This is a genomic window from Luteimonas sp. BLCC-B24 (genome assembly GCF_028550595.1).
GTDB lineage: Bacteria > Pseudomonadota > Gammaproteobacteria > Xanthomonadales > Xanthomonadaceae > Luteimonas.
Genome location: NZ_JAQQGN010000014.1, coordinates 1 through 16,435, shown reverse-complemented (window position 1 = coordinate 16,435; position 16,435 = coordinate 1). Strand labels below are relative to the sequence as shown.

Here is a 16,435-nt window from a genome sequence, read left to right as displayed (position 1 = left end):
GGCCGTACCGTCGGCGCCGGCGTGGTGGCCAAGATCATCAAGTAACGCCCTGGTCCGAGCGCGCTTCGCGCGCTCGGCTGCCAGGTCGTCATCCCGGCGGCTTTCGACGGACGACAGTCCGTTCGGTCCGGGGTCCAGTGACTTCGGCTCTTCGGTTCGCCGAGCAGCACACAACCAGAGTCCCTGGATTTCCGCTTCGGCGGGAATGGCGATCCAAAGGGCGGGCCGGCACCCCGGTCCGCCTTCGCCGTCTCAGGCGTCCGGGGCGGCATCTGTTCCATCCTTACGCCAGTAGCTCAATTGGCAGAGCAGCGGTCTCCAAAACCGCAGGTTGGGGGTTCGAGTCCCTCCTGGCGTGCCATTCGCGGATCCTCCGCACGGGGCCTGGTGCTGCACGGCCTGGCCTGTCAACCGAGCAGTCGCCCAACCGATGAGTCGCCGGGACTTGAACAGCAGAGTGGAACATTCGAAAGGCGCGTCCCAGGCGGACGTCGCCAAGTACGCCGCAGCCGTCCTGCTGGTGGTGGCCGGCGTGTTCGCCTTCTACTGGTTCGAGGCGCAGCTGGCGACCGTGGTGCGCAGCGTCATCGTCGCGCTGTGCGTCGTCGGCGCCGCCGCGGTATTCCTGACCACCGGCAAAGGCCACAAGACCCGGGATTTCTTCTCGGAAACCCGCTTCGAGCTGCGCAAGGTCGTCTGGCCGACGCGCCAGGAGGCGATCCGGCTGACGTGGATCGTGATCATCGCGGTGATCATCATCAGCCTGATGCTGGCCGGCTTCGACCAGGTCATCCAGTGGCTCATCCGCCTCGTTCTGAGGCAGTGACGGAGTAACGATTCAGATGGAAACCGAAGGCGTCAAGCGCTGGTACGTCGTGCATGCCTATTCCGGCTTCGAGAAGTCGGTCGCCCAGGCGCTGCGTGACCGGATCGCGCGCACCGGCATGCAGGAAAAGTTCGGCGATGTGCTGGTGCCGACCGAGGAAGTGATCGAGATGCGCTCCGGCCAGAAGCGCCGTTCCGAGCGCAAGTTCTTCCCGGGCTATGTTCTGGTGCAGATCCTGACCTCGGACGAGGGCGGCATTCCGCGCATGGACAACGAGAGCTGGCACCTGGTGAAGGAGACGCCGAAGGTGATGGGCTTCATCGGCGGCACCGCCGACCGTCCGTTGCCGATCCGCGACGACGAGGCCGCCGTGATCCTCGACCGCGTGCAGGAAGGCGTCGAGAAGCCGCGTCCGAAGGTGCTGTTCGAGGCGGGCCAGATGGTCCGCGTCATCGACGGCCCGTTCAACGACTTCAACGGCGTGGTCGAGGAAGTCAACTACGAGAAGAGCCGCCTGCGCGTGGCCGTGCTCATCTTCGGCCGTTCCACCCCGGTGGAGCTGGAATTCGGGCAGGTCGAGAAGGCCTGACCCCGCCGCCGCCCGCATGTGACGGGCGCGCGAAACCCTGCTATAGTGCGCGGCTCGCTGTCTGGCCGCGCCAGGCAACCGCACAGGCCGCCGTATGGGCGGCCTTTCGCGCGAGATGGACAACGTGAATCCGGGACACGCGATTTCCCGGAAGCGATGGGGAGCCTGAGTCCAGGCGCTTGCACCCGGAGAGAAGAAGACAATGGCGAAGAAAGTCGTCGGTTACATCAAGCTGCAGGTCAAGGCCGGTCAGGCCAACCCCTCGCCGCCGGTCGGTCCTGCGCTGGGTCAGCGCGGCCTGAACATCATGGAGTTCTGCAAGGCGTTCAACGCAGCGACCTCCAAGCTCGAGCCGGGTCTGCCGACCCCGGTCATCATCACGGCCTATTCGGACCGTACGTTCACCTTCATCACCAAGAGCACGCCGGCCTCGGTGCTGCTGAAGAAGGCCGCGGGCGTGAGCTCGGGTTCCAAGCGTCCCAACACCGAAAAGGTGGGCAAGGTGACGCGCGCGCAGATCGAAGAGATCGCCAAGACCAAGGAAGCCGACCTGACGGCGGCTGAGCTGGAAGCAGCAGTGCGCACCATCGCGGGCACCGCCCGTTCGATGGGCCTGACGGTGGAGGGTTGAGACCATGGCGAAGCTGACCAAGCGACAGAAGGCCCTGCAGGCCGCCGTGCAGCCGGGCAAGAGCTACGGCATCGATGACGCACTGAAGATCGTCAAGGATCACAGCAGCGCGAAGTTCGCCGAAGCCGTGGACGTGGCCGTCCGCCTCGGCGTCGATGCGCGCAAGTCCGACCAGCAGGTGCGCGGCTCGACCGTGCTGCCCGCCGGCACCGGCAAGAGCGTCCGCGTCGCGGTGTTCGCGCCGGCCGGCGCCAAGGCCGACGAGGCCCTGGCCGCGGGTGCCGACGTCGTCGGCATGGACGACCTGGCCGAGAAGATGCAGGCCGGCGACATCAACTACGACGTCGTGATCGCCACGCCGGACGCGATGCGCGTCGTCGGCAAGCTCGGCACCATCCTCGGTCCGCGCGGCCTGATGCCGAACCCGAAGGTCGGCACCGTCTCCCCGAATCCGGGCGAGGCCGTGAAGAACGCCAAGGGTGGCCAGGTCCGTTACCGCACCGACAAGGCCGGCATCATCCACTGCACGATCGGCAAGGCCGATTTCGATGCCGAGAAGCTGAAGGAAAACCTGCAGGCGCTGCTGGCCGATCTGGTGAAGGCCAAGCCGGCCACCGCCAAGGGCCAGTACCTGCAGAAGATCTCGCTGAGCTCGACGATGGGTCCCGGCGTCACGGTCGACCAGTCGTCGCTGACCATCGCGCGCTGATCCATACGCAACAACCGCGTCGTCCACACGGGGGACGCGTTTTGGGGGCATCGCCGCGGACGCAAGGCCGCGGCGGCGCCGTCAAAGACCGCAGGCGCGGTCGAGATCGACGGGGCGACGGGCATCGGATGCTCGAACTGGCAGGGAGTCGCCGCCCGCGACGGTCGAGAGCGCTTAATCCCGAGGTGCATGCACCGGAGGGCCTGCGTAGATGGTGATGCCTTTTCGAAGTTTTCTGGTCAGACATCCGTCCAGCCAGGCAGAAAGGCCACCACCGGGATGCTCGCGCATCCCCGGCCTCCAGGACGGAAGCCGCTCAGGACCGCGACCGGCAGGAGCCGCGAGCGGAGTTCACAATGAGGAGTGATTAATGGCTCTCAATCTGTCCCAGAAGCAGGAAGTTGTCGCCGAGCTGGCAGAAGTCGCCGCCAAGGCGCACTCCTTGATTGCCGTCGAGTACGTGGGCACCACGGTCAGCCAGATGACCGAGATGCGCAAGAAGGCTCGTGAGACCGGTGTGTACTTGCGCGTTGTCAAGAACACCCTGGCCGCACGCGCCGTGGAAGGTACGGACTACGCGTGTTCCAAGGACGCGCTGGTCGGCCCTCTGCTGTACGCGTTCTCGACCGAGGAGCCCGGCGCTGCCGGTCGCCTGATCAAGGAATTCGCCAAGACCAACGACAAGCTCGTGCCGAAGGTCGTCGTCGTCGAAGGCCAGCTGTACCCGGCCAGCCACGTCGATGTCCTGGCCTCGCTGCCGACGCTCGACCAGGCGTTGTCGATGCTCGCCCGCGTGCTGTCCGAACCCGCTGCGATGTTCGCCCGTGCCGTCAAGGCCGTCGGCGACAAGCAGGGTGGCGGCGAAGATGCGCCGGCCGAAGCGTCTGCCGAAAGCGCGACCGAAGCGACGGCGTAAGCCCGACCTGCAGGTCCAACGAACCCCATCCCAGAAAACTTTTCAAAGGTAATCAACATGTCCCTCACCACTGAACAGATCGTCGACGCCATCGCCGAGAAGTCCCTGATGGAAGTGATGGAGCTGGTCAAGGCCATCGAAGAGAAGTTCGGCGTCTCCGCCGCGGCGCCGGTCGCCGTCGCTGCTGCTGCCGGTCCGGCCGCGGCTGCCGAAGAGCAGACCGAGTTCACCGTCGTGCTGAAGGCCGCCGGCGACAAGAAGGTCGAGGTCATCAAGGTCGTCCGCGCCATCACCGGCCTGGGCCTGAAGGAAGCCAAGGACCTGGTCGAAGGCGCACCGAAGGACGTCAAGGAAGGCGCCTCGAAGGAAGAAGCCGAGAAGATCAAGAAGGATCTCGAAGCTGCTGGCGCGACCGCCGAGCTCAAGTAAGCGGCACCTTGGCATCGCAGCACATGCTGGCGATGCACCGGGGCCGGGGGCGAAAGCTCCCGGCCCTTGGTCGTTCCTGATCATCGGGGCGATCGCAGACAACTGACACCAGTTGTCAGTGGGTAGTAGCGGGAGATGGCGTGCTGGTGCCGGCAATACCAGCGACTACCCAGTGGCAGCTCATGTTCCCCCCGGATCGCGACGCGATCCACCGATTCATCGAGGCGTACATCCATGACGACGTCCCAGCTCCAGTCGAACTACTCGTTCACCGAGAAGAAGCGCATCCGCAAGAACTTCGGCAAGCGCCGGCAGATTCTCGAGGTGCCGTTCCTGTTGGCCATCCAGGTGGACTCGTACCGCGAGTTCCTGCAGGCCGACCGCGACCCCGCCCAGCGCGAGGACCGCGGCCTGCACGCCGCGCTGAAGTCGGTCTTCCCGATCGTCAGCTACAACGGCTACGCCGCTCTGGAATACGTCGGTTACAAGCTCGGCGAGCCCGGCTTCGACGAGCGCGAGTGCCGCAACCGCGGCCTGAGCTACGGCGCCCCGCTGCGCGTGACCGTGCGCCTGGTGATCTACGACCGCGAGTCGTCGTCCAAGGCCATCAAGTACGTGAAGGAGCAGGAGGTCTACATGGGCGAGATCCCGCTCATGACCGAGAACGGCACCTTCATCATCAACGGCACCGAGCGCGTCATCGTCTCGCAGCTGCACCGCTCGCCGGGCGTGTTCTTCGACCACGACCGCGGCAAGACCCACAGCTCGGGCAAGCTGCTCTACAGCGCGCGCATCATTCCCTACCGCGGCTCGTGGCTGGACTTCGAGTTCGACCCGAAGGACGCGCTGTTCACCCGTATCGACCGTCGCCGCAAGCTGCCGGTGTCGGTGCTGCTGCGCGCGCTCGGTTACAGCAACGAGGAGATGCTCAACGAGTTCTTCGACATCAACAGCTACCACATCCTCCCCGAGGGCGAGGGCGTGCAGCTGGAGCTGGTGTCGGAGCGCCTGCGCGGCGAGACGCTGAACTTCGATCTGCTCGATGGTGACAAGGTCATCGTCGAAGCCGGCAAGCGCATCACCGCGCGCCACGTCAAGCAGCTCGAAGCCTCGGGCATCACCGCGCTCGCCGTGCCGGACGACTACATGGTCGGCCAGATCCTCTCGCACGACGTCATCGACCCGTCGACCGGCGAGCTCGTGGCCACGGCCAACGACGAGATCTCGCTCGAGACGCTCGAAGCCCTGCGCAAGGCCGGTATCGAAACGATCGGCACGATCTGGGTCAACGATCTCGATCGCGGCCCCTACCTGTCGAACACCCTGCGCATCGACTCGACGAAGACCCAGCTCGACGCGCTGGTCGAGATCTACCGCATGATGCGTCCCGGCGAGCCGCCGACCAAGGACGCCGCGCAGAACCTGTTCCACAACCTGTTCTTCACCTTTGAGCGCTACGACCTGTCGGGCGTGGGCCGGATGAAGTTCAACCGCCGTCTCGGCCGCAAGGAAGTCACCGGCGCATCCGTGCTGTACGACGCGCGTTACTTCGCCGAGCGCAAGGACGAGGATTCGGTGCGCCTGCGCGGCGAGTACGGCCAGACCTCGGACATTCTCGACGTCATCCGCGTGCTGACCGAAATCCGCAACGGTCGCGGCGTCGTCGACGACATCGACCACCTCGGCAACCGCCGCGTGCGTTCGGTCGGTGAAATGGCCGAAAACGTGTTCCGCGTGGGCCTGGTCCGCGTCGAGCGCGCCGTGCGCGAGCGCCTGACGATGGCCGAGGCCGATGGCCTGACCCCGCAGGAGCTCATCAACGCCAAGCCGGTCGCGGCGGCGGTCAAGGAGTTCTTCGGCTCCTCGCAGCTGTCGCAGTTCATGGACCAGAACAACCCGCTGTCGGAAGTCACGCACAAGCGTCGCGTCTCGGCCCTGGGCCCGGGCGGTCTGACCCGCGAGCGCGCCGGCTTCGAAGTGCGCGACGTGCATCCCACGCACTACGGCCGCGTCTGCACCATCGAAACGCCGGAAGGCCCGAACATCGGCCTGATCAACTCGCTGGCGACGTTCGCGCGCACCAACCGCTACGGCTTCCTCGAGACGCCGTACCGCAAGGTCGTCGACAGCCGCGTCACCGACGAGATCGAGTACCTCTCGGCGATCGAGGAGAACGACTACGTCATCGCGCAGGCCAATGCCGTGCAGGACGAGAACGGCGTGATGACCCAGCAGTTCGTCGATTGCCGCTTCCAGGGCGAGTCGCTGCTCAAGCCGCCGGCGGAAATCCACTACATGGACGTTTCGCCGATGCAGACCGTGTCGGTGGCCGCAGCGCTGGTGCCGTTCCTCGAGCACGACGACGCGAACCGCGCGCTGATGGGTGCCAACATGCAGCGCCAGGCCGTGCCGACGCTGCGCGCGCAGAAGCCGCTGGTCGGGACCGGCATCGAGCGCGCCGTGGCGCGCGACTCGGGCGTGACCGTGAACGCCCGCCGTGGCGGCGTGATCGAGCAGATCGACGCCGGTCGCGTCGTGGTCAAGGTCAATGAAGAGGAGATTTCCGGCGAGCACGATGCCGGCGTCGACATCTACAACCTGATCAAGTACACGCGTTCCAACCAGAACACCTGCATCAACCAGCGTCCGCTGGTGAACGTGGGTGACGTGGTGGCGCGCGGCGACGTGCTGGCCGACGGTCCCTCGACCGACATCGGCGAACTGGCCCTGGGCCAGAACATGCTCGTCGCGTTCATGCCGTGGAACGGCTACAACTTCGAAGACTCGATCCTGCTGTCGGAGCGCGTCGTCAAGGAAGACCGCTACACGACGATCCACATCGAGGAGCTGACCGCGGTCGCTCGCGACACGAAGCTGGGACCGGAGGAAATCTCCGCCGACATCCCGAACGTGTCGGAGAACGCGCTCAACCGCCTCGACGAATCCGGCGTGGTGTACATCGGTGCGGAAGTCCGCGCCGGCGACATCCTGGTCGGCAAGGTCACGCCCAAGGGCGAGAGCCAGCTGACGCCGGAAGAGAAGCTGCTGCGCGCGATCTTCGGTGAGAAGGCGTCGGACGTGAAGGACAGCTCGCTGCGCGTGCCGCCGGGCATGGACGGCACCGTCATCGACGTGCAGGTCTTCACCCGCGACGGCATCGAGAAGGACAAGCGTGCCAAGCAGATCGAAGAGTCCGAGATCAAGCGCGTCAAGAAGGACTTCGACGACCAGTTCCGCATTCTGGAATCGGCGATCTACGCGCGTCTGCGTTCGCAGATCCAGGGCAAGGTCGCCAACGGCGGTCCGGGCCTGAAGAAGGGCGATACGGTCAGCTCGCTCGTGCTCGACGGCATGAAGAAGTCCGACTGGTTCCAGATCCGCATGAAGGACGAGGACGCGTCCGATGCGATCGAGCGCGCGCAGAAGCAGATCGACGCGCACCAGAAGGAGTTCGAGAAGCGCTTCGCCGACAAGCGCGGCAAGATCACCCAGGGCGACGACCTCGCGCCGGGCGTGCTGAAGATGGTCAAGGTGTATCTGGCCGTGAAGCGCCGCATCCAGCCGGGCGACAAGATGGCCGGCCGTCACGGAAACAAGGGTGTGGTTTCGACCATCGTGCCCGTGCAGGACATGCCGTACATGGCGAACGGCAACACGGTCGACATCGTGTTGAACCCGCTGGGTGTGCCGTCGCGTATGAACATCGGCCAGATCCTCGAAGTCCACCTGGGCCTGGCGGCCAAGGGCCTGGGCGAGAAGATCCAGCGGATGCTCGACGCCCAGGCCAAGGTGGCCGAGCTGCGTGCGTTCCTCGACAAGATCTACAACCACGACAAGGCGTCGTTCGCACAGCGCGTCGACCTGTCGCAGTTCAGTGACGAGGAGCTGCTGACGCTCGCCGGCAACCTGACCGACGGCGTGCCGATGGCCACCCCGGTGTTCGACGGCGCAGCGGAATCGGAGATCAAGGCGATGCTCGAGCTGGCGGACATGCCGACCAGCGGCCAGCACCGCCTCTACGACGGCCGCACCGGCGAGACGTTCGAGCGCGAGGTCACCGTGGGCTACATGCACATGCTCAAGCTCAACCACCTCGTCGACGACAAGATGCACGCGCGTTCGACCGGCCCGTACTCGCTCGTCACCCAGCAGCCGCTGGGCGGCAAGGCGCAGTTCGGCGGTCAGCGCTTCGGCGAGATGGAAGTCTGGGCGCTGGAAGCCTACGGCGCGGCCTACACCCTGCAGGAAATGCTGACGGTGAAGTCCGACGACGTGCAGGGCCGCAACCAGATGTACAAGAACATCGTCGACGGCGAACACGAAATGGTCGCCGGCATGCCGGAATCGTTCAACGTGCTGGTCAAGGAAATCCGTTCGCTCGCGATCAACATGGAGCTCGAGGAGCACTGAGAGACGGGACAGGGGATCCGGGTCCGGGATTCGAAGGCGAAACGCCTCGATCCCGATGCGCCGGATCTCCGCTCTGACGAATCCCGACTTCCGAATCCCGACTCCCGGAGAAATTTATGAAAGACCTGCTCAATCTCTTCAACCAGCAGCGCCAGATCCCGGACTTCGACGCGATCAAGATCGCGCTCGCGTCCCCGGACCTGATCCGTTCGTGGTCGTTCGGCGAGGTGAAGAAGCCCGAGACCATCAACTACCGCACGTTCAAGCCCGAGCGCGACGGCCTGTTCTGCGCCGCGATCTTCGGTCCGATCAAGGACTACGAGTGCCTGTGCGGCAAGTACAAGCGCATGAAGCACCGCGGTGTGGTCTGCGAGAAGTGCGGCACCGAAGTCACGCTGGCCAAGGTGCGCCGCGAGCGCATGGGGCACATCGACCTGGCCTCGCCGGTCGCCCACATCTGGTTCCTCAAGTCGCTGCCCAGCCGCATCGGCCTGATGCTGGACATGACCCTGCGTGACATCGAGCGCATCCTGTACTTCGAGGCGTTCGTCGTCACCGAGCCGGGCCTGACCCCGCTCGAGCGCGGCCAGCTGCTCAACGAAGAGCAGTTCATGCAGATGCGCCAGGAGCACGGCGACGACTTCGACGCCGCGATGGGCGCCGAGGCGGTGTTCGACCTGCTGCGCACGATCGATCTGCAGGCCGAGATGGCGCGCCTGAAGGAAGAGATCGCCGCCACCGGCTCGGAGACCAAGCTCAAGCGCCTCACCAAGCGCATCAAGCTGGTCGAGGCCTTCATCGACTCGGGCAACCGCCCGGAGTGGATGATCATGACCGTGCTGCCGGTGCTGCCGCCGGACCTGCGTCCGCTGGTGCCGCTGGACGGCGGCCGCTTCGCGACCTCGGATCTCAACGATCTCTACCGCCGCGTCATCAACCGCAACAACCGCCTGCGTCGCCTGCTCGAACTCAATGCGCCCGACATCATCGTGCGCAACGAGAAGCGCATGCTGCAGGAGTCGGTCGACGCGCTGATGGACAACGGCCGCCGCGGCCGCGCGATCACCGGTACCAACAAGCGCCCGCTCAAGTCGCTGGCCGACATGATCAAGGGCAAGCAGGGCCGGTTCCGCCAGAACCTGCTCGGCAAGCGCGTGGACTACTCGGGCCGTTCGGTCATCGTGGTCGGTCCGACCCTGCGCCTGCACGAGTGCGGCCTGCCGAAGAAGATGGCGCTCGAGCTGTTCAAGCCCTTCATCTTCGCCAAGCTGCAGCGCCGTGGCCTCGCCACGACGATCAAGGCCGCCAAGAAGCTCGTCGAGCGTGAGGAGGCCGAGGTGTGGGACATCCTCGAAGAGGTGATCCGCGAGCATCCCGTGCTGCTCAACCGCGCGCCGACGCTGCACCGCCTGGGCATCCAGGCGTTCGAGCCGGTGCTGATCGAAGGCAAGGCGATCCAGCTGCACCCGCTGGTGTGTACCGCGTTCAACGCCGACTTCGACGGTGACCAGATGGCGGTCCACGTGCCGCTGTCGCTGGAAGCCCAGCTCGAAGCGCGTGCACTGATGATGGCGTCGAACAACATCCTCTCGCCGGCCAACGGCGAGCCGATCATCGTGCCGTCGCAGGACGTCGTGCTCGGCCTGTACTACATGACCCGTGCGCTGGAGAACATCCAGGGCGAGGGCATGGTGTTCGCCAACATCGCCGAAGTGCGCCGCGCGTACGACAACAAGGCCGCGGGCCTGCACGCCAAGATCAAGGTCCGCATCCGCCAGACCGTGATCGGCGAGGACGGCTCGCGTGACCAGGTGACCTCGATCGTCGAGACGACCGTGGGTCGTGCGCTGCTGCTCGAGATCATGCCCGACGGTCTTCCGTTCGAGCTCGCCAACGTCGAGCTCAACAAGAAGAACATCTCGCGCCTGATCAACGCCTGCTACCGCCGCCTGGGCCTGAAGGACACGGTCGTGTTCGCCGACAAGCTGATGTACACCGGCTTCGGCAATGCGACGCGTGCGGGCGTGTCGATCGGCATCAACGACATGACCATCCCGACCGAGAAGAAGGGCATCCTGGCCGAGGCCGAGACCGAGGTGCTGGAGATCCAGCAGCAGTACCAGTCGGGTCTGGTCACCGCCGGCGAGCGCTACAACAAGGTCGTCGACATCTGGTCGCGTACGAACGAGCGCATCGCCAAGGCGATGATGGACACGATCGGCACCGAGAAGGTCGTCAATGCCAAGGGCGAGACCATCGACCAGAAGTCGATGAACTCGCTCTACATCATGGCCGACTCCGGTGCGCGTGGTTCGCAGGCGCAGATCCGTCAGCTGGCCGGCATGCGCGGCCTGATGGCCAAGCCGGACGGCTCGATCATCGAAACGCCGATCATCGCGAACTTCCGCGAAGGCCTGAACGTGCAGGAGTACTTCAACTCCACCCACGGTGCCCGCAAGGGTCTGGCCGATACCGCGCTCAAGACCGCGAACTCCGGTTACCTGACCCGTCGACTCGTCGACGTGGCCCAGGACGTGGTGATCACCGAAGTCGACTGCGGCACCGCCGACGGTCTGACCATGACGCCGATCGTCGAAGGTGGCGACGTCGTCGAGCCGCTGCGCGACCGTGTCCTGGGTCGCGTCGTGGCCGAGGATGTGTTCCTGCCCGGCAACGACGAGGATCCGATCGTCACCCGCAACACGCTGCTCGACGAGCAGTGGGTGGTGAAGCTCGAGGAAGCCGGTGTCCAGTCGATCAAGGTGCGCTCGACGATCAGCTGCGAGAGCAGCTTCGGCGTCTGCGCGATGTGTTACGGCCGCGATCTCGGCCGTGGTCACCTGGTCAACCAGGGCGAAGCCGTGGGCGTGGTCGCCGCGCAGTCGATCGGCGAGCCGGGCACCCAGCTGACCATGCGTACCTTCCACATCGGTGGCGCGGCGTCGCGTGCGGCCGCCATCGACAACGTGACGGTCAAGACCACCGGCTCGATCAAGTTCAACAACCTCAAGTTCGTCACCCACGAGAGCGGCAACCTGGTCGCGGTCTCGCGTTCGGGCGAGCTCTCGGTGCTCGACGGCCACGGCCGCGAGCGCGAGCGCTACAAGCTGCCCTACGGCGCGACGATCACCGTCAAGGACGGCGACGCGATCAAGGCCGGCCAGACGGTCGCGAACTGGGATCCGCACAACCACCCGATCGTGTCGGAAGTGGCGGGTTTCATCCGCTTCATCGACTTCGTCGACGGCATCACCGTCATCGAGAAGACCGACGACCTGACCGGCCTGGCCTCGCGCGAGATCACCGATCCCAAGCGTCGCGGCTCGCAGGGCAAGGATCTGCGTCCGATCGTCCGCATCGTCGACAAGAACGGCAACGACCTGTCGATCCCGGGTACCGACCTGCCGGCGCAGTACCTGCTGCCGCCGCGCTCGATCGTCAACCTGCAGGACGGCGACGCCGTCGGCGTAGGTGACGTGGTGACCAAGGTGCCGCAGGAAGCGTCGAAGACCCGCGACATCACCGGTGGTCTGCCGCGCGTGGCCGACCTGTTCGAAGCGCGCAAGCCCAAGGACCCGGCGATCCTCGCCGAGAAGTCGGGCATCGTCAGCTTCGGCAAGGACACCAAGGGCAAGCAGCGCCTGATCATCAAGGCGACGGACGGCGAGGATCATGAAGAGCTGATCCCGAAGTACCGCCAGATCATCGTGTTCGAAGGCGAGCACGTCGAGAAGGGCGAGACCGTGGTGGACGGCGAGCCGAGCCCGCAGGACATCCTGCGTCTGAAGGGCGTCGAGGAACTGGCGTCGTACCTAACCAAGGAAATCCAGGACGTCTATCGCCTGCAGGGCGTGAAGATCAACGACAAGCACATCGAGGTGATCGTTCGCCAGATGCTGCGCAAGGTCGAGATCACCGACCAGGGCGACAGCCGTTTCCTCAATGGCGAGCAGGTCGAGCGTCAGCGCGTGATCGAGGACAACGTCAAGCATCTCGCCAAGAACGAGCTGCCGGCGAAGTTCGACCCGGTGCTCCTGGGCATCACCAAGGCCTCGCTGGCCACCGAATCGTTCATCTCGGCGGCCTCGTTCCAGGAGACCACCCGCGTCCTGACCGAAGCCGCCGTGCGCGGCACGCGCGACGGGCTCCGTGGCCTCAAGGAGAACGTGATCGTGGGTCGTCTGATTCCCGCGGGCACGGGCCTGGCCTATCACACCCAGCGCCGCCGGGCGGCGTCGGGCCTGACGGATTCGGAGATGGAGACCCTCGCCGGTCCCGTCGCCGAGACCGCGCCGGTGACCCTGTCGCCGGAACAGGTGATGCTCGAAGACGTGCCGGTCACTCCGGTGGCTGACAGCGACGAGAACGCAGGCTAAGATAGACCTCTTTGGCGGCCCCGCGTGGGCCGCCCAGACTCCGAAATGAGGCGCAGGACGCGGCTCGTATTCGGTCCAGGACGGACGGGACGCAAGTATGTCGGGCTGTGCCATTCGTGGCTGGCCGGCGGCGGTATCGGCTCGCGTTGACGCATTGCGTTGACGCGGGCTATACTTTTTCGTCTGGCAGACGGGTTTCCGTCTGCCTTCGTTTTCACCGGGCCACGGCCCGAACCATAGAACTCGAGACCTGATGGCAACGATCAACCAGCTGGTGCGGAAGCCGCGCAGCCCTGAAACGTACAAGAGCACGTCGCCCGCGCTGGCGAACTGCCCGCAGCGCCGCGGCGTCTGCACCCGCGTCTACACGACGACCCCGAAGAAGCCGAACTCGGCGCTTCGCAAGGTCGCCAAGGTGCGCCTGACCAACGGCTACGAGGTCATCTCGTACATCGGCGGTGAAGGCCACAACCTGCAGGAACACAGCGTGGTGCTGATCCGCGGCGGTCGCGTCAAGGACCTGCCGGGTGTCCGTTACCACACCGTCCGTGGTTCGCTCGACGCTGCCGGCGTCGCGAAGCGCAAGCAGGCACGTTCGAAGTACGGCGCGAAGCGTCCGAAGGGCTGAGGAATAGACAATGTCGCGTAAAGGAAACACCCCGCAGCGTTCGGTGCTGCCCGACCCGAAGCACGGCAGCGAGACGATCGCCCGCTTCATCAACATGGTCATGAAGAGCGGCAAGAAGTCGGTCGCCGAGAAGATCGTCTACGGCGCCATGGACGTCATCAGCGAGAAGAACGGCAACGCGCTCGAGCTGGTCGAGAAGGCGCTGGGCAACATCTCGCCGGCCGTCGAGGTGAAGTCGCGTCGCGTCGGCGGCGCTACCTACCAGGTGCCGGTCGAAGTGCGCTCGTCGCGCCGCATGGCGCTGGCGATGCGCTGGCTGATCGAGTCGGCGCGCAAGCGCGGCGAGAACAGCATGCCGCGCAAGCTGGCCGCCGAGCTGATCGACGCGTCGGAAAACCGTGGTGGCGCGATCAAGAAGCGCGAAGAGACCCACCGCATGGCCGACGCCAACAAGGCGTTCGCGCACTACCGCTGGTAAGCGGACCCGCGGGCTCCGGTTGATTCCGGAGCCCGTCGGCACCATTCCGGTGCCTCCAGGCGGTCACAGACCGCACGCAGGATCCGAAGGCCGCCGCAAGGCGGCATTCGTCCATTCAAGCGATTCCATCGCGAAGCTTCCGCGTTCCAGACGGGACTTCGCCATTCAATACGAGAGACTGACGTGGCTCGCACGACTCCCATCGAACGCTACCGCAACTTCGGCATCATGGCCCACATCGATGCCGGCAAGACCACGACCTCCGAGCGCATCCTGTTCTACACCGGCGTGAGCCACAAGATCGGTGAAGTGCACGACGGCGCCGCCACCATGGACTGGATGGAGCAGGAGCAGGAGCGCGGCATCACCATCACCTCGGCGGCCACCACGGCGTTCTGGAAGGGCATGGACAAGTCGCTGCCCGAGCACCGCTTCAACATCATCGACACCCCCGGCCACGTCGACTTCACGATCGAAGTCGAGCGCAGCTTGCGCGTGCTCGACGGCGCGGTGTTCGTGCTGTGTGCGGTCGGTGGCGTGCAGCCGCAGTCCGAGACCGTGTGGCGCCAGGCCAATAAGTACCAGGTGCCGCGCCTTGCGTTCGTCAACAAGATGGACCGCACCGGTGCCAACTTCGACAAGGTCGTCGAGCAGCTGAAGGCCCGTCTGGGCGCCTACGCCGTGCCGATGCAGGTGCCGATCGGTGCCGAAGACGGCTTCGAGGGCGTCGTCGATCTGCTGAAGATGAAGGCGATCCACTGGGATACCGCGTCGCAGGGCACGGTGTTCGAGTATCGCGACATCCCGGCCGATCTCGTCGACCAGGCGACCGAAGCCCGCAGCTTCATGGTCGAGGCCGCGGCCGAGGCCAACGAGAGCCTGATGGACAAGTACCTCAACGAGGGCGACCTGTCCGAGGACGAGATTCTCGCCGGCCTGCGCGAGCGCACGCTGAAGGTGGAAATCGTGCCGGTGTTCTGTGGCACGGCGTTCAAGAACAAGGGCGTCCAGGCGATGCTCGACGGCGTGATCCAGCTGCTGCCGTCGCCGGCGGATCGTCCGCCGGTGCAGGGCATCGACGACCGCGAGAACGAGGACACCCGCACCGCCGACGACAAGGCGCCGTTCTCGGCGCTGGCGTTCAAGATCATGACCGACCCGTTCGTGGGTTCGCTGACGTTCTTCCGCGTCTACTCAGGCGTGCTCAACTCCGGCGACCAAGTCTACAACCCGGTCAAGTCGAAGAAGGAGCGCGTGGGCCGCATCCTGCAGATGCACTCGAACAACCGCGAAGAGATCAAGGAAGTGCGCGCCGGCGACATCGCCGCGGCCGTCGGCCTGAAGGACGTGACCACCGGCGATACGCTGTGCGCCCAGGACCACATCATCACGCTCGAGCGCATGGTGTTCCCGGAGCCCGTCATCTCGATGGCGGTCGAGCCGAAGACCAAGTCGGACCAGGAGAAGATGGGCCTCGCGCTCGGTCGCCTGGCGCAGGAGGATCCGTCCTTCCGCGTGCGTACCGACGAAGAGTCCGGCCAGACCATCATCGCCGGCATGGGCGAGCTGCACCTGGACATCATCGTCGACCGCATGAAGCGTGAGTTCAACGTCGAGGCGAACGTCGGCAAGCCGCAGGTGGCTTACCGCGAGACGATCCGCAAGTCGGTCAAGGCCGAAGGCAAGTTCGTGCGCCAGTCCGGTGGTAAGGGTCAGTTCGGCCACGTGTGGCTGGAGCTGTCGCCGCAGGAGAGCGGCACCGGCTACGAGTTCGAGAACGCGATCGTCGGCGGCGTCGTGCCGAAGGAATACATCCCCGCGGTCGACAAGGGCATCCAGGAAGTGCTGGCCAACGGCATCATGGCGGGCTACCCGATCGTCGACGTCAAGGTGAAGCTGGTCGACGGCTCGTACCACGAGGTTGACTCGTCCGAAATGGCGTTCAAGATCGCCGGCTCGATGGGCTTCAAGGAAGGCTTCAACCGCGCCAGCCCGGTGCTGCTCGAGCCGATCATGAAGGTCGAGATCGTCACGCCCGAGGATTACCTCGGTGACGTGATGGGCGACGTCAGCCGCCGTCGCGGCATCCTGCAGGGTCAGGACGACAGCCCGTCGGGCAAGATCATCAACGCGATGATCCCGCTGGGCGAGATGTTCGGCTACGCGACCACGCTGCGCTCGATGTCCCAGGGCCGTGCGACGTTCTCGATGGAGTTCGACCACTACGCCGAGGCCCCGGCCAACATCGCCGAGACCGTCACCAAGAAGTAAGTCGTGATTCGTGGTTCGGAGCCTGTGCCCGCCTGGGCATGGGCTCCGTCTGACTCGAATCACCAATCACCAATCACGAACACAGAGGTTACAAACCATGGCAAAGGGTAAGTTCGAGCGCACCAAGCCCCACGTGAACGTGGGCACGATTGGTCACGTTGACCACGGCAAG

Annotated in this window: 11 protein-coding genes and 1 tRNA gene; all 12 read left to right on the top strand. The window is 65.2% G+C overall.

Translation table 11 applies throughout. The features are described 5' to 3' along the window. Positions 1–285: 285 nt before the first annotated feature. The 12 genes from PQS31_RS16960 to fusA all read left to right on the top strand — a co-directional run bounded on the left by PQS31_RS16960 (position 286) and on the right by fusA (position 16,263). Positions 286–361: transfer RNA gene (locus PQS31_RS16960), tRNA-Trp, on the top strand. Between the two features lie 84 nt (positions 362–445). Next, entirely contained in the window at positions 446–826 is a 381-nt protein-coding gene (secE, locus tag PQS31_RS16955; RefSeq protein WP_272764015.1) for a preprotein translocase subunit SecE, read from the top strand. A gap of 16 nt (positions 827–842) precedes the next feature. After that, positions 843–1,415, top strand: a complete 573-nt coding sequence (nusG, locus tag PQS31_RS16950) for a transcription termination/antitermination protein NusG (RefSeq protein WP_096208170.1) — start codon at positions 843–845, stop codon at positions 1,413–1,415. A gap of 202 nt (positions 1,416–1,617) precedes the next feature. Further along, a complete protein-coding gene (rplK, locus tag PQS31_RS16945; protein ID WP_096208169.1) occupies positions 1,618–2,046 on the top strand; it encodes a 50S ribosomal protein L11 in 429 nt (142 codons plus the stop codon). 4 nt (positions 2,047–2,050) lie between these two features. Beyond that, positions 2,051–2,755, top strand: coding sequence for a 50S ribosomal protein L1 (gene rplA, locus PQS31_RS16940; RefSeq protein ID WP_272764013.1), 705 nt, complete (start codon positions 2,051–2,053; stop codon positions 2,753–2,755). 370 nt (positions 2,756–3,125) lie between these two features. Beyond that, positions 3,126–3,671, top strand: coding sequence for a 50S ribosomal protein L10 (gene rplJ, locus PQS31_RS16935; protein WP_272764012.1), 546 nt, complete (start codon positions 3,126–3,128; stop codon positions 3,669–3,671). 57 nt (positions 3,672–3,728) lie between these two features. Further along, complete coding sequence (gene rplL / locus PQS31_RS16930; protein ID WP_272764011.1) at positions 3,729–4,100, top strand: 50S ribosomal protein L7/L12; 372 nt, start codon at positions 3,729–3,731, stop codon at positions 4,098–4,100. A gap of 234 nt (positions 4,101–4,334) precedes the next feature. Beyond that, positions 4,335–8,510 (top strand): DNA-directed RNA polymerase subunit beta, encoded by a 4,176-nt coding sequence (rpoB, locus tag PQS31_RS16925; protein ID WP_272764010.1) that lies wholly within the window; start codon positions 4,335–4,337, stop codon positions 8,508–8,510. A gap of 116 nt (positions 8,511–8,626) precedes the next feature. Next, positions 8,627–12,886: a DNA-directed RNA polymerase subunit beta' gene (rpoC, locus tag PQS31_RS16920; RefSeq protein WP_272764009.1), complete on the top strand. Its 4,260-nt coding sequence runs from the start codon at positions 8,627–8,629 to the stop codon at positions 12,884–12,886. A gap of 253 nt (positions 12,887–13,139) precedes the next feature. Then, positions 13,140–13,514, top strand: a complete 375-nt coding sequence (rpsL, locus tag PQS31_RS16915) for a 30S ribosomal protein S12 (RefSeq protein WP_024891235.1) — start codon at positions 13,140–13,142, stop codon at positions 13,512–13,514. 10 nt (positions 13,515–13,524) lie between these two features. Then, on the top strand, positions 13,525–13,992 hold the full coding sequence (gene rpsG / locus PQS31_RS16910) for a 30S ribosomal protein S7 (protein WP_096208164.1): 468 nt from the start codon (positions 13,525–13,527) through the stop codon (positions 13,990–13,992). A 183-nt stretch (positions 13,993–14,175) separates the two neighbouring features. Beyond that, positions 14,176–16,263 (top strand): elongation factor G, encoded by a 2,088-nt coding sequence (gene fusA / locus PQS31_RS16905; RefSeq protein WP_272764008.1) that lies wholly within the window; start codon positions 14,176–14,178, stop codon positions 16,261–16,263. Positions 16,264–16,435 lie beyond the last annotated feature (172 nt).

Coding starts and splice junctions, on each gene's coding strand:
- rpsL (WP_024891235.1), top strand. CDS start 13,140: ATGGCAACGATCAACCAGCTGGTGCGGAAGCCGCGCAGCCCTGAAACG.
- rplL (WP_272764011.1), top strand. CDS start 3,729: ATGTCCCTCACCACTGAACAGATCGTCGACGCCATCGCCGAGAAGTCC.
- rpoC (WP_272764009.1), top strand. CDS start 8,627: ATGAAAGACCTGCTCAATCTCTTCAACCAGCAGCGCCAGATCCCGGAC.
- rpsG (WP_096208164.1), top strand. CDS start 13,525: ATGTCGCGTAAAGGAAACACCCCGCAGCGTTCGGTGCTGCCCGACCCG.
- rplA (WP_272764013.1), top strand. CDS start 2,051: ATGGCGAAGCTGACCAAGCGACAGAAGGCCCTGCAGGCCGCCGTGCAG.
- rplK (WP_096208169.1), top strand. CDS start 1,618: ATGGCGAAGAAAGTCGTCGGTTACATCAAGCTGCAGGTCAAGGCCGGT.
- rplJ (WP_272764012.1), top strand. CDS start 3,126: ATGGCTCTCAATCTGTCCCAGAAGCAGGAAGTTGTCGCCGAGCTGGCA.
- rpoB (WP_272764010.1), top strand. CDS start 4,335: ATGACGACGTCCCAGCTCCAGTCGAACTACTCGTTCACCGAGAAGAAG.
- nusG (WP_096208170.1), top strand. CDS start 843: ATGGAAACCGAAGGCGTCAAGCGCTGGTACGTCGTGCATGCCTATTCC.